The sequence below is a fragment of the Wolbachia endosymbiont of Tuta absoluta genome, from assembly GCF_059414725.1.
The window spans coordinates 1-12,978 of the sequence record NZ_JBNRJY010000463.1 but is presented as its reverse complement, the minus strand read 5'-3'; the positions used below and the strand labels follow the sequence as shown (position 1 = coordinate 12,978).

Genomic DNA, 12,978 nt, shown 5'->3' with positions numbered 1-12,978 from the left:
CATGGCTAAGTTTGATATAGCTTCATGAATTTATTATACATTACCCACTATCCGAAGAGCTGTGCAACAAAGCCCACTGGAATCCAGAAATTTTTTGAGAACAAAAGTTATGCTAAGTTTTTGTTGGTAAGAAAGGCTGGTGTCTGGGCACTGGGATGACAGTAGTGTGAGATGGGGCTACTTGGATCTAATTTGCTATTCACAATCCAATTATTAACTTGTTTAAAACAAATATTGAATTTTTATTTTAATTATATAATAATTAAATATATCATTTAAGATTAAAGATGAGATTATGACAAGTGATCAATTACTAGCAGAAGTACTGAGTATAATTAACGATAAGACAGATTTAAATGAAGATAATATAATTCAGGAAATACAAGAAGAACTAGAGAAACAGAATCAAGATCTACATGAAGAGTGGAAGAAAGTTAAATTTGATGTAAATCATTTATTTAGTCAAGAACTTACATTGTTGCACGTAGCTGCTAGAGGTGGCTTTGAAAACGTAGCAAAAGTCCTGGTAGCAGGAGGAGCTGATGTTAATAAGAAAGATAGTAAGCGCGAGAAGATTCCTTTACATTTAGCTGCTGAAAATGGTCATGTTGAAGTAGTAGAATTTTTCTTAAATAAAGGAATAAGTGTTAATGTAATGGATAAAGAGGGCAATACCCCTTTGCATTATGCTGCAGATAATGGAAGTAGAAAAACAATATCAATTCTAATAAGAAAAAATGCAGATCCTTGGTTAAAGAATTTTCATGGTAAAACTCCAGTGAATATTTATGCATTCAAGCATCCTAATGGCTCTGGATACTTAATGCAGCTGAAAAAAGCGAAAATTCAAGGTTATATCGTTTTTGGCTCAATGTTGTTGTTAGGTGCTGCTATGGCAACATCAATTGTTGCGGTTAATTTAATTGTACCTGATGTGCCTGTATTAAAGGTGTTATTGTGTGTAAGTATTTTGTATGCATTTGCATCTATAGCTAAATATATTACGTACAAAGCGGCTGAATTGGATGCTAAAAATGAGATTAAAAACGAGCAAGATTCAAACATAATAAATATTGAAGAAGTGAGTGATGAAAAAAAATCGGTTAATAAAGCAACGCGCTCAAAAAAATTAAATGATCTTGTTTGTGCAATAAAAGGCTCTTCTAGAATAGAGATAGTTGATCCAGACAAGCAGAAAAAAGTAACACTTGATGATGTTATTGTTTCAGAGGAAGTAAGAAAAGAGTTAAAAATGATTTGTGGTCATATATCAGAGAAGAAGAAGAAAGCTCTTGAAATGCTAAGTTGCAAAATGCCAACAGGCTATATTTTATACGGTCCACCTGGAAATGGTAAAACTCTTATTGCTCGTGCAATTGCATGTGAAGCTAGTGCTAAATTTATTAGCGTTTCTGGATCTGAATGTATGCAAAAATATGCTGGACACAGCGCGCATTACATAAAAGATCTTTTTGCAAAAGCGAGAGAAAATGCTCCTTGCATAGTCTTTATAGATGAAATAGATGCTGTTTGTACAAAACGTAGTAATAGTGGACGAAGTGATGAAGAACACAACCGAATTGTAAATCAGTTTTTATGCGAGCTTGATGGTTTTAATCCTATAGAAGGCGTGACAATCATTGCTGCAACTAATCGTCTAGAAAGTTTAGATGAAGCAGTAATTAGATCAGGTCGCCTCTCTAAACATATTGAAATTCTTTTACCAGATAAAAGCCTACGTGAAAAAATATTGGGTCTTTATACGGAAAAAGTGCCAATGGCACCAGATGTAAATCTAGCAAAACTTGCAGAAGAAACTAATGGTTTTTCAGGAGCTGATCTAGAAAATTTGGTAAATGAAGCAAAACTTCATGCTGTAGATCAGATTTGCGAAGAAGAGTCAGAAGATGAAGACCTAAAAGTGACAGTGAACATGGATGATTTCAATAATGTACTTAAAGATCTTAAATCTAAAAAGGTTGAGGTTAAGAATGAGAACGAGGCAGTGAATGATTTTATAGAGTTTTGTAAAAATATTTCAAAATGTACAAGTTCGAGCAAAGATTCTTCTTACTTAGCTACATAGAAAACATATGGATCTCCTTATTGTAAAGCAGGAAAGTGATTCAGCAAATGTAAATGCAAAAGTAGAGATAGAGTACAAAAAAAGCAGGTAAAATTTAGTTGTGTTAGATAGATTTTGACTTTCTGCCCTTTTTCTTACCGTTTATCGCAAATCTCCCTAACGTTTATATCTCTCTTACAGATTCATTCAAACTTAATTAAGTGGGAGTATTGTTAATGCGAAAAGGGTTTAATTAAAATGGTATGGCGTGTGAGGAAGACATACATCAATTGGTAGAAAGTGGATTTGATATTAACTCAAAAGATGTAAGCGGAGTCACTCTCTTGCATAAGTTTACAAAAGAAGGCGATTTAGTTGGAGTAAAATCATTATTAGAGCACGAAGCTGACTTTAATGTTGTGGACAATGAAAATAGAAATCCACTGCATTATGCTATTATGCATGGACACAAAAAAATTGCTAAACTTCTTGTTAATCAATTGACAATTAATTCTAGAGATAAAAATGGATTTACTCCACTTCACCTTGCTACACTACAAGATGACACAGAATTAATGGATTTTTTAATAACAAAAGGCGCAAAAATTAATGAAAAAGATGCTGAGGAAGGCTATACTCCTCTTCACATAGCTTCATTATACGGTTCTAAAAAGAGCGTCCAGATTTTAATTGATAGCGGAGCAAATCTTGAATGTGAAGATAACAACTTTCGTACTCCTTTATTTTTGACCATTTATCAATGTACTACACATTATGAAAGTAGAGCAGAGATTATAGAATATCTGATAAAGAAAGGTGCAAACATAGAAGCAAAAGATGCAGAAAATAATACTACGCTTTTTCTAGCAGCATATAACAACAAAATGCAACTGGTAAAGCTTATTGTAAAGCAAGCAAAAGCTAAGTTAAAAGAGTTTATTTGCACAAAAAATAAACATGGTTTTGATGCACTGGATTGCGCTATTAAGCATAATAATAGGCAAATGGTAACATTTCTTGTTTCAAAGGGAATAGAAGCAGATGACCAAGATTGTAGCGGTAACACCAGGTTACATAAAGCTAGCTATAATGGTGATACTAAAGCAGTTAAGTTCTTATTGGAGCTTAAGGTAAACGTTAATGCCGTCACTAGATGCAACAGAACTCCTCTGCTACTTGCAGCTAAAAAAGGCCATGTAGAAATTGTAAGAATGTTGTTAGCAGTAAAAGCCAATATGAATATTTGTGATCAACAAGGTTTTACACCTCTGCATCTTACTATTCAAAAGGATTATTTTGATATAGCTCAGCTATTAATAGAAAAAGGGGCAATTAATTGTAGTAATGATTATACTGCAATAGATATGTTTATTGACAAGGCTCATAGCAAAAAAAATATTGAAGAAAATTACAAAAAATTTTGTAGGTTTTTGATGCTTTACTTGAAAGAGCTACATAGTAAACACAAAGCCTTTTGTGTACTTTCAATCCTAGCTCTAAGCTTAACAATTATAGGTTTACCATTTATTTTCAAGCCTATTATTAAATATAGAGAAAGAAGTAAAATATATAAAAAAATTAGGGCTATGCTGATTTATATTTAAGTATAACAGGAGAACTAAGCTAATATATGACATTATCTGCTCGATAAAAATGGAATTAAATGTATCCGTTTAGCAGAGTGGCAAAATAAAATAGACAAAACCATAAAAATAAATGGTGTCATGCAATTTGAGCTTCGGCATAGATCCCACATAAATTTTTTGGTACATATTTTTTCAACATTAATTTCGTATTCCATTCAAAGAATATTAATATTGGCATATAAGTATGAATATTATGCTAATATAATTACTTTTTAGGTATACATGGCAAATTTATGCCTGGAAACAGTTTTTCCTACACTTTCTTTATAAAAATCACAGGCGCCTGTTATTAGCTAAAGTAAAGGTCAAGTATCTGGAATTCTGGACATAAAATCCTCCTGTATAAAAAGATTAGAAAAAAATGCAGCGCACATATGACAGACCGCTGAAAAAGATACGCTACGTTTTTTATTGAAAAGTTAACTGAAAGTCTGCAGACAAAGATAGATTTTGAGCTCTTAAAATATCTCTAATTGTCATTATAATCAGATTCAAAATATGCGGAAGTAATTTTTTTGACAATAGATTTCTTGCATAACCAAGTGTCATTCCAGCTGGGATCCAACTAAACACTTTACAACGTTTTTTGCGCGAAAAGGCTGGATGCCAGTGTCAGCTACTTGCATGACATCGTCTTGGATGAAAATCAGTACGTGATGCACCAAAAATTGTGCATCAAAAGGGTGTCATTTGAGTAACTTTTTTGTTGTCGTGCCAGTGTCAGCTACTTTCATGACACCTATTTGTTCCTATGATAGTCTTATCTGTCTATCTTATTTTGCTACTCTGCTGAACAGATACGTTTTTTTTACCTTTTTTATTCTGTAAATTTTTTAGTATTTGTATGTTTAACATAAGAACTACACAAGACCACAAATGGTGAATCAGCATTACCTTAAAGAGAGTACCCATATTTTCAGTTAACCTTAAAAATTCACTGAAGATCTTATTCTTCTGTTCATTACTTGCATTTTCCATTAAAGCTTGCGCTCTTTCCTTTATACCAAACAAATATAAAAATTCTCTTTGAGTTAAAATCTCACAATTTAAGTATTTTAATGAATCTTTTAACGCTTGAAAGTTTACAAGTGCAGTAATATCACTGTTACCAATATTTTCAAGAAAATTAGCATACTGATGCTGCCTTATCGATTGCAAAGTGCTCTTATATTCAGGATATACATAACCATAATCTATAATCAGGGCAGCTCCTCCGTTATTGACTATCTTATTCTCAAGTTTCTTTAATATTTCGATTCCGGCTAGGCATACTTCCACTACTGCACCATTGAAACCCCCTGTCATTCCAGTCTGGAATCCAGTTTTTGGTCTGGTTAAGCACTGGAGTGACAATGAAAGACTGCCATCATCTTGTTTTATTACTCTATTTTCATACCACTGCCCATCACGATAAATAAATTGGTCAATTGGAAGGGCGTCAAATAACTCATTTGCAAAAAAAATAGTTGGCTGATTTGGTAAGTTGTCGACATCTGTGTGCCAATTAATATCTAATCCCTTTAATTTTTCCTTTTGTATTTTCTGTAAAATAGGGCTTATCTCAACTAGATGAATGTCCATTGAGCTAAAAAAACAGCTATATTTTTTGGTGACTCTTATTACATCATGAATGAGTGTTCCTTTACCTGGTCCAAGTTCAACTAGAGAAAATTTTGATGGCTTTCCTAATTTTTCCCATGTATTCATTATCCACACTGCAATTGTTTCACCAAATAGCTGACTAATTTCAGGTGCAGTAATGAAGTCACCATCTTTGCCAAGTGGTAATTTATTCATGTAATAGCCGTACTCTTTATGATATAGAGCAGCGTTCATAAAATCACTGATAGATATTGATCCTTGGCTTTTATCAATTAATTCGTGTATATAAGTGAGCATATTATTAATAAACATTTAACTATAGCGTGCCATACTATAAAATAGTGGAGTATTTATATATATAATATAAGTTTAAAAACATATGAGTAGTATTCCTTTGGTTATGGACAATCAAGATACGGATTATGTTACCCTTATACCTCAAGATGATGGTATTGAATATAAATTTAAAGAAGCTATCAATTTTGTAGAAAATAAGGTTGTAAGTGCTGATGGATTAACTTTAGCGGAGGTATTTCAAGCATTGGTTCAAATGTTGAATGGTGATCTAGAGTTAGTAAAAAAAGTGTTAGCATATACTAATATTATGGTAAAGCATGGAATGAGGGTAGCAAAAGAGTCACAGCTAAGCAGAGCCGATGTTCGTCGAGCTTTAGAAGGCAAAGAAAGTGTGTTTAATAGGCAAGATTTTATCAAAAAACCACCTCTTGTATCTTCTATAAAATCGGTTAAAAAGAAAAGTAGAGGTCTTTAAATGGTTGAGTCTATAAAAAAATTTACTGTACAGTGTGATTTCAAAGGACAGAATGCACCTTTTGCAGTATATATAGGAAATCCAAAGGGTGATACTCATCCAATTCACCATCAAGATTCATGGCTTGCAAAGGAGCGTGGAGGAAACATTCCTAATAAAGTTAAAGAAAGTTTGCAAAAATTATACAAGCTGTCTCAAGAAAACGGGATCTCTTTTCCAGAATTATGCGCATATGCCATTACTATAGTTAGTAATAATGATAAAAAAAGTGACGGTAAGTAGTTAGATTCTCAATATTTCATTTATAGAAGTTTTTGATCTCGTCTTCTCGTCCACTTTTTTTACTATAACTGCGCAATAGGTTGAAATGTTGTTTTTAGGTGGAGTAGATCCTGGTACAACTACAGAGTAAGGTGGTACTTCACCATAAAATATCTTGCTTGTTTCTCTGTCAATAATTTTTGTTGATGCTCCAATAAACACCCCCATACTAAGGACTGATCCTTCTCTTATTATAACACCTTCGGCTACCTCACTGCGCGCTCCAATGAAGCAATTATCTTCTATAATGACTGGAGAAGCTTGAATGGGCTCAAGAACTCCGCCTATTCCCACTCCACCGGAAATATGGCAATTTTTTCCTATTTGTGCACAACTACCAACTGTTGACCAAGTGTCTATTATTGTGCCAGAATCAATGTATGCACCAACGTTGATAAAGCTTGGCATTAGAACAACATTTTTACCTATGTAAGCAGATTGGCGGACAAAACATCCAGGAACTGCTCTAATTTTTGAATGGTAAAATTTTTCTTCATTCCATTCACTAAACTTACTACCGATTTTGTCAAACCAGCAATTGGTGTTGTCTATTATTTTGCTTTCCTCAGTGAGGAAATGTAATAATATTGACTGCTTTATCCACTTATGTACTATCCATTCTCCACTTGATAGCTTTTCTGCTACTCTAATTTTACCACTGTCAAGTAACTCAATTACCTCTTTGATTATTAATCTTGCTTCGTGTTTTAGATTATAGTCGTTAAGTTTTTCTTTATCTTTCCAAATATTTTCTATCTCATCTTGTAATTTTTTAGTTGCAAATTTTTCATTTATTATATACATATTGATATCAAATTTATATTATTTTATACGTAAGCACTATGAAAATACAATGTCATAATTGTACTAAAACTTACTTAGTATCTCGTGGGCAAATAGGTGAATCTGGAAGAAAAGTGAAATGTACAAACTGCAATCACATGTGGCATGAGTATCTAAAAGAAATGTCAAGTGAATTGTGCCCTGCTGGTATACAAGAAAAAAAAGCTAACTGGAGGCAAAGTTTAACTCTAGCTTTTGCAACAGTTGCAGGGTTATGCGTTATAATTGTTGGTGGTATCTTTCCAGGAGAGGTAAGTAAGATATATAAAGCAGTTAGTTCATATAAAGATTCAATAAGCCATAAATTAGGATACAAAAAAGTGCAAACGGAAAATTCAAGTGCGAGAGAACTTGTTGTAAATGAGTTTTATCAAGATTACCTTTTTCTATCTAATTTTAGATCTAATTAAATAGGCATAAGTCATCAATGTTATGCAAATAACTACACTTATTCCTTTATGATAGTGTCATTCCAATTTCAGCTACTTTCATGACGCCCTATGGTTGTTATTACATCGTTTACTATAGATTTGTTTCAGAAGCTTACATCCAGAAAACTTGTATAGATTTTTTCTACTTCTGTGATATTATAAGCCTGTGATGATAAAATAAGTGGATATGGATAAGTCAGCGTATGAAATCATAGAGCATGAGTATGATGTGGTGATAGTGGGTGCAGGTGGAGCAGGGCTTAGAGCAACACTTGGAATGGCTGCAACTAATTTTTCAGTTGCCTGTATTTCTAAGATTTTCCCTACACGGAGTCATACAGTTGCAGCACAAGGCGGAATTAGTGCAGCCTTGAGCAACATTGCTGAAGATGATTGGCGCTGGCATGCGTATGACACAATAAAAGGTTCAGACTGGCTTGGCGATCAAGATGCAATAGAGTATATGTGTAAAAATGCTGCCAAAGCTGTGATTGAACTTGAAAATTTTGGTGTACCCTTTTCTCGTACGGAAGATGGAAAAATATATCAGCGTGCCTTTGGTGGAATGACAACTCACTTTGGTAAAGGAAAATCGGCTCAGCGTACTTGTGCAGCAGCAGATAAAACTGGGCATGCAATTCTTCATACTCTATATCAGCAATGTCTTAAATTTAACGCTGAATTTTTTGTCGAATATTTTGTAATCGATTTGATTATGGACAAAGGGACATGCTGTGGGGTGATAGCTTGGTCGCTGTGTGATGGTACGTTGCATAGATTTCGTGCACATTTTGTGGTAATAGCAACAGGTGGTTATGGACGTGTTTATTTTTCTGCAACAAGTGCACACACCTGCACAGGTGATGGTAATGGCATGGTGGTAAGAGCTGGGTTGCCACTTGAAGATATGGAGTTTGTGCAATTTCATCCAACAGGAATATATGGCTCAGGGTGCTTGATGACGGAAGGATGCCGCGGTGAAGGTGGGTACCTCGTTAATTCTCAGGGTGAGAAGTTTATGGAACGTTATGCGCCAAAGGCAAAAGATTTGGCTTCTCGTGATGTAGTAAGTCGAGCAATGACAATTGAAATTAGAGAGGGAAGGGGAGTTGGGCCAAAGAAAGATCACATGTACTTGAATATATCGCATCTTGATCCGGAAGTGATCAAACTCAGATTGCCAGGTATTAGTGAAACAGCAAAAACCTTTGCAGGAGTTGATGTTACTAAAGATCCGATACCTGTTATTCCAACTGTTCACTACAACATGGGCGGTATTCCGACCAACTATCATGGGGAAGTGATCACGTTGCAAAAAGGTAAAGAAGAAGTGGTAGAAGGATTATTTGCAATAGGAGAGGCAGCATGTGTTTCTGTACATGGTGCAAATCGACTTGGCTCTAACTCGCTTCTTGATCTTGTGGTTTTTGGTAGAGCTGCCGCGCTTAGGGCAAAAGAAAAATTGAAACCTGATACACCACATAAAAAATTGCATTCAGACTGCACAGACTGGATAGTAGATAGATTTAATAAAATGAGATTTGCTTCCGGAGAGTTCAAAGTAGCAAAAATACGAAGTGAAATGCAGCACACTATGCAGAAATATGCATCGGTATTCCGTGTTGCTGAAGTTTTAGAGGAAGGTAAAAAAGCTATAAAAGAAGTAGCAAAAATGATGCCTAACATTGCAGTTGAAGATCGTAGTATGATATGGAATAGTGATTTGGTTGAAGCTCTGGAGCTTGCCAATATGATTCCACAAGCAGTTATTACCATGGAATGCGCAGCTAATCGCGAGGAAAGCAGGGGTGCTCATGCTCGTGAAGATTTCCCTGAACGTGATGATAAAAACTGGATGAAGCATACTATAGCATGGCTTAAAGAAGAGAAAAGCCAAGTTAGTGTAGAAATTGACTATAAAAAAGTTGCTGAAAAAACTCTGAGCGATGAGATTGATTTCATCGCCCCGGAAAAGAGAATTTATTAGTTAACCCATCTGGTTTATTTATAAATTGACGTAGTATTGATACATAGCTCATTTGAGTAGCTGGGCTTTCTGTATGCTCCGATTGATTTGACGATCTTTGTACTTCTTGCTCTGCTGAGTTGTTAGCTAAATTTTGTTGTTCAGTAATATTTTCAGGTTGTTTTGCAGCTAGGTGATCATCTTTACGGCTTTGCTTATCGTTGGTTAATTCCTTAACAGACTTCCTAATGCCGCTAAGTCCCAAAGTGAATATCAGACAGACCACTCCTGTTATAGCTATGATGGGTAACGCTGCTCCAATTGCAATTTGTCCTTGAAAGCAAGAAAGTGTTACCATTGTAATAATAGTAGTTGCTACTGTGATTGCTAACAATACACTAGCTCTCCTGCCCGGATCAATGCATTTCCATACAACAGATGCTCCTTTTTTTACACCAGAACCTAGCTTTTTAATGCCTGATTGACATTTTTTCGAAGCAGTTCCACAGTGGTATTTTTCCTCAAGCTTCTCTTTTAGTTCTTTAGCTTTCTCCTGTGCTTTCTGTGGAGTGCTTGAACAATCTTTTAGATCTCGTAAAGTTAAATAGTACTTTTTAGTATGGAGTTCTGGATCTTCTAACCATAAAGAATCAGGGTTAGCACCGTTTTGTAATAATGCTGCACAAAACTTTGTTGTATTATCATAATTAGTTGCTAAATCAAAAATTGTTTCTTGCGATAGGTATTCGATACTTTTTTTTTCTGCTTTTTTCTTTAGTGCTAATTCTAGAGGTGTATTTCCTTGCCTGTTAGTTGCTTTTATAGCTTCATCTAATTTATCTTCAGATATTTTTCTTTCTTTTACTAAGGCTGATATTAATTTCAAGCATGTAACTTTTTGCTTCCCTCTCAGCAAGGCAATATGGTGTAAAGCATTATTGCCATTTGCATCTTTAAGGTTAATATCTGCTCCTTTTTTCAATAATTCCTTAAAAGATTTTTCATCTTTATCTTTAATTGCTAAATGTAGTTGATAATTATCATTACTATCTGGAGTATTTATGGTATGGGCTATAACTTCTTCAACTTTTGTTTTTATTTCTGGTTTTCGCTCAGCCAATTTCTCTAAAAATTTAAGATAGTATTCATTTTGCTTTTTAGATAATTTTTCTAAATCCTCTGTAGGTAAGCTTAGCTTGGCTCCATACTTTAACAATTTTGCAAGAAACTTAAGTGTGTTATCGTTATCTTGGATTGTGTGAGAATCATGTTTCCCTTTTATTATCTTGTTAATTAGTGCTACCTGAAAAGGAGTCTTTCCTTCTTGATTTTCACTATCAACAAGTTGTACTAAATTTTTCTCGTTAGCTATTTTTATCAAGGTATCTAGAAACTTAAGCTTTTGTTTCTTTTTGAGCGATGCAATAAGGTGTAAAATATTATTTCCTTTTTCATCTGTTATGCCACTGATATTTGTGCAATCTTTTAGGTATTTTCTAAATTTCCTGTTGTTTCCATTTTGGATTGCATTTAGTAATTGAACGTCATTATCAGAATCCGATATTCCGTTTATTCCATCTTCAAAATCGCTATCAGAATCTGATATTCCGTTTATTTCATCTTCAAAATCGCTACCGTAGCCACTGTCTTGTTCGCTGTACCTACTAAAACAACTTTTAGTGACTTCAGAAATTACTTGTTTTTTTGTTTCATTTGATATTCTTTTCGATCGTTCTATTACTTCACCTAGCACTGGAAGGAAACATTGGACATAATATCTGTGATATTTTTCCTGTTCTCTAAGCGATTCTTCTAATTTAGTTAATACTTCAGGACTAGCGCCTTCCTTAAATAACCTTTTACATTCCTTGAGTGTTCCATCTCGACTTCTTGGTTTTTCATGCTTATGTTTTTCTTTTTTTACCTTTCTCTCTATAATATTATACAATTGCTTGTCTTTTTTATCTTGTTTTTCATTTTTGTTTATACATTTGTCTAGTTTATTTGCATTACTAACTAATACACTTGAATCTATACTCATATTAAAACCTCAATATTAAAAGCTATTTGGCGTTAACGAATTGTATTAAACTTTTAAATTGAGCTAGATGTTATCGAAATATAGGTGAAAAGGCAGAAAACTAGTTTCTATTAGAAAATCTATTGTCATAGTCAAATCCCCACTTTAGCACTTGTCTACTATTTTAACTATTTTATCTTAAAAAATAATAAATGTGGCTAAACTGTGAAACGTGAATGCTGCTAAAAGAGATAAACAAATATTTTTATAGATCTTTCAAACTTGATTTTTCTTCTAATTTTTTAAGCATTCCTTTACTTAGTATTGATTTTATCTCTTCTACGCTTTTATCAAGATTATCATTAATTATTACGTAATCATATTTATTACTTTTACTTATCTCTTTTTGCGCTTCGGCTAATCTACGCTCTATTTCAATTTCATCATCACTATTACGCCTTTGTAGACGCAGTCTAAGCTCTTCCATTGAGGGAGGTAGTATAAAAACACTTACAACTTTTTCTCTTAAGATTTCAAACAAATGAAATGCTCCTTGCCAATCTATATTCAGTAAAACACTTATTCCACTGCTCAGGTTTTGTTCTATAAAATCTTTTGGTATACCGTAAAAATTCTCAAAAACTTTGGCATATTCAAGCATTTGACCAGCCTTACATAGTTCGTGAAACTTTTCTTCAGTAACGAAAAAATAGTCTTTTCCGTTTACTTCACCGGGACGAGGTTTGCGTGTAGTCATAGAAACAGACATAACTAAATCAGTTGATTGCTCAAGTAATTTTTCTGATATAGTAGTTTTTCCAGCTCCAGAAGGAGAGGATAGAATCAGTAGTATGCCCTCATTTTTTACGGTCATTTTTCTTTATTTAACAAGTACATTATAGAGCTTTTTTAAGACTTTGTATTTTTTAAATCAAAGTTTAAAAGACTAGAGCCCTCTAAATTAGAATTTGATAAATTGGCATCAATAAGAGAGGAATTATCAAAGAAAGTATAACGTAAATCGGCTTTTTCAAGATTTGCCTTATTCAAATTAACGTTTACAAACTTTGCTCTGCTTAATATTGAATTAGAAAAAATAGCATTTTCTAAATTCATATCTTTAAACTCAAAGTAAGAATAATTTACATCAAATTTTTCACCCTGCGATATTTTCTCTTGCAGATCGATCATTTAAATATAACTCCCCCTCTATCATTTGCACTTTATCGCCCGGTATTCCTATTACCCGCTTAACAAATCTAATGCTGTCATTTCTTGTGGGCTTGAAAACTATTATATCTATCTCTGAATG

At 33.7% G+C, this 12,978-nt stretch carries 10 protein-coding genes and 2 pseudogenes; 6 read left to right on the top strand and 6 right to left on the bottom strand.

Going from position 1 to position 12,978, the window contains the following annotated elements:
• Positions 1 to 295: 295 nt before the first annotated feature.
• Positions 296 to 2,086: an AAA family ATPase gene (locus ACJ5GX_RS05055; RefSeq protein ID WP_096097183.1), complete on the top strand. Its 1,791-nt coding sequence runs from the start codon at positions 296 to 298 to the stop codon at positions 2,084 to 2,086.
• A 242-nt stretch (positions 2,087 to 2,328) separates the two neighbouring features.
• A complete protein-coding gene (locus tag ACJ5GX_RS05050; protein ID WP_010406927.1) occupies positions 2,329 to 3,669 on the top strand; it encodes an ankyrin repeat domain-containing protein in 1,341 nt (446 codons plus the stop codon).
• An 810-nt stretch (positions 3,670 to 4,479) separates the two neighbouring features.
• Here ACJ5GX_RS05050 and ACJ5GX_RS05045 read toward each other — a convergent pair.
• Positions 4,480 to 5,610 (bottom strand): class I SAM-dependent methyltransferase, encoded by a 1,131-nt coding sequence (locus tag ACJ5GX_RS05045; RefSeq protein ID WP_495292768.1) that lies wholly within the window; start codon positions 5,608 to 5,610, stop codon positions 4,480 to 4,482.
• An 82-nt stretch (positions 5,611 to 5,692) separates the two neighbouring features.
• On the opposite strand from ACJ5GX_RS05045, the gene ACJ5GX_RS05040 reads away from it, so the two are divergent.
• A complete protein-coding gene (locus tag ACJ5GX_RS05040; protein WP_007302103.1) occupies positions 5,693 to 6,085 on the top strand; it encodes a hypothetical protein in 393 nt (130 codons plus the stop codon).
• Positions 6,086 to 6,367: a DUF2610 domain-containing protein gene (locus ACJ5GX_RS05035; protein ID WP_052264858.1), complete on the top strand. Its 282-nt coding sequence runs from the start codon at positions 6,086 to 6,088 to the stop codon at positions 6,365 to 6,367.
• Here the strand turns inward: ACJ5GX_RS05035 and dapD are convergent, their stop codons facing one another.
• A complete protein-coding gene (gene dapD, locus ACJ5GX_RS05030; RefSeq protein ID WP_052264857.1) occupies positions 6,368 to 7,210 on the bottom strand; it encodes a 2,3,4,5-tetrahydropyridine-2,6-dicarboxylate N-succinyltransferase in 843 nt (280 codons plus the stop codon). It abuts the gene before it with no gap.
• Between the two features lie 38 nt (positions 7,211 to 7,248).
• Here dapD and ACJ5GX_RS05025 point away from each other — a divergent pair, with 38 nt between their 5' ends.
• Positions 7,249 to 7,659: a zinc-ribbon domain-containing protein gene (locus ACJ5GX_RS05025; RefSeq protein WP_007302100.1), complete on the top strand. Its 411-nt coding sequence runs from the start codon at positions 7,249 to 7,251 to the stop codon at positions 7,657 to 7,659.
• A 208-nt stretch (positions 7,660 to 7,867) separates the two neighbouring features.
• Entirely contained in the window at positions 7,868 to 9,667 is a 1,800-nt protein-coding gene (gene sdhA, locus ACJ5GX_RS05020) for a succinate dehydrogenase flavoprotein subunit (protein WP_012481881.1), read from the top strand.
• On the opposite strand, the gene ACJ5GX_RS05015 is transcribed toward sdhA, so the two are convergent.
• The 4 genes and pseudogenes from ACJ5GX_RS05015 to ACJ5GX_RS05000 form a co-directional block, all read right to left on the bottom strand.
• Complete coding sequence (locus ACJ5GX_RS05015; RefSeq protein ID WP_007302098.1) at positions 9,639 to 11,687, bottom strand: ankyrin repeat domain-containing protein; 2,049 nt, start codon at positions 11,685 to 11,687, stop codon at positions 9,639 to 9,641. The two genes, sdhA and ACJ5GX_RS05015, sit on opposite strands and share 29 nt — an antisense overlap.
• Before the next feature lie 244 nt (positions 11,688 to 11,931).
• Complete coding sequence (gene gmk / locus ACJ5GX_RS05010; RefSeq protein ID WP_007302097.1) at positions 11,932 to 12,540, bottom strand: guanylate kinase; 609 nt, start codon at positions 12,538 to 12,540, stop codon at positions 11,932 to 11,934.
• A gap of 35 nt (positions 12,541 to 12,575) precedes the next feature.
• Positions 12,576 to 12,851, bottom strand: a pseudogene (locus tag ACJ5GX_RS05005) (pentapeptide repeat-containing protein); the annotation flags it as partial.
• Positions 12,841 to 12,978: pseudogene (locus ACJ5GX_RS05000) on the bottom strand (S26 family signal peptidase); the annotation flags it as partial. The pseudogenes ACJ5GX_RS05005 and ACJ5GX_RS05000, both read right to left, overlap by 11 nt.

Bases quoted from the DNA above. Each gene is read 5' to 3' on its own strand.
- ACJ5GX_RS05045 (WP_495292768.1), bottom strand. From the start codon at position 5,610: ATGCTCACTTATATACACGAATTAATTGATAAAAGCCAAGGATCAATA.
- ACJ5GX_RS05055 (WP_096097183.1), top strand. From the start codon at position 296: ATGACAAGTGATCAATTACTAGCAGAAGTACTGAGTATAATTAACGAT.
- gmk (WP_007302097.1), bottom strand. From the start codon at position 12,540: ATGACCGTAAAAAATGAGGGCATACTACTGATTCTATCCTCTCCTTCT.
- sdhA (WP_012481881.1), top strand. From the start codon at position 7,868: ATGGATAAGTCAGCGTATGAAATCATAGAGCATGAGTATGATGTGGTG.
- ACJ5GX_RS05040 (WP_007302103.1), top strand. From the start codon at position 5,693: ATGAGTAGTATTCCTTTGGTTATGGACAATCAAGATACGGATTATGTT.
- dapD (WP_052264857.1), bottom strand. From the start codon at position 7,210: ATGTATATAATAAATGAAAAATTTGCAACTAAAAAATTACAAGATGAG.
- ACJ5GX_RS05025 (WP_007302100.1), top strand. From the start codon at position 7,249: ATGAAAATACAATGTCATAATTGTACTAAAACTTACTTAGTATCTCGT.
- ACJ5GX_RS05050 (WP_010406927.1), top strand. From the start codon at position 2,329: ATGGCGTGTGAGGAAGACATACATCAATTGGTAGAAAGTGGATTTGAT.
- ACJ5GX_RS05035 (WP_052264858.1), top strand. From the start codon at position 6,086: ATGGTTGAGTCTATAAAAAAATTTACTGTACAGTGTGATTTCAAAGGA.
- ACJ5GX_RS05015 (WP_007302098.1), bottom strand. From the start codon at position 11,687: ATGAGTATAGATTCAAGTGTATTAGTTAGTAATGCAAATAAACTAGAC.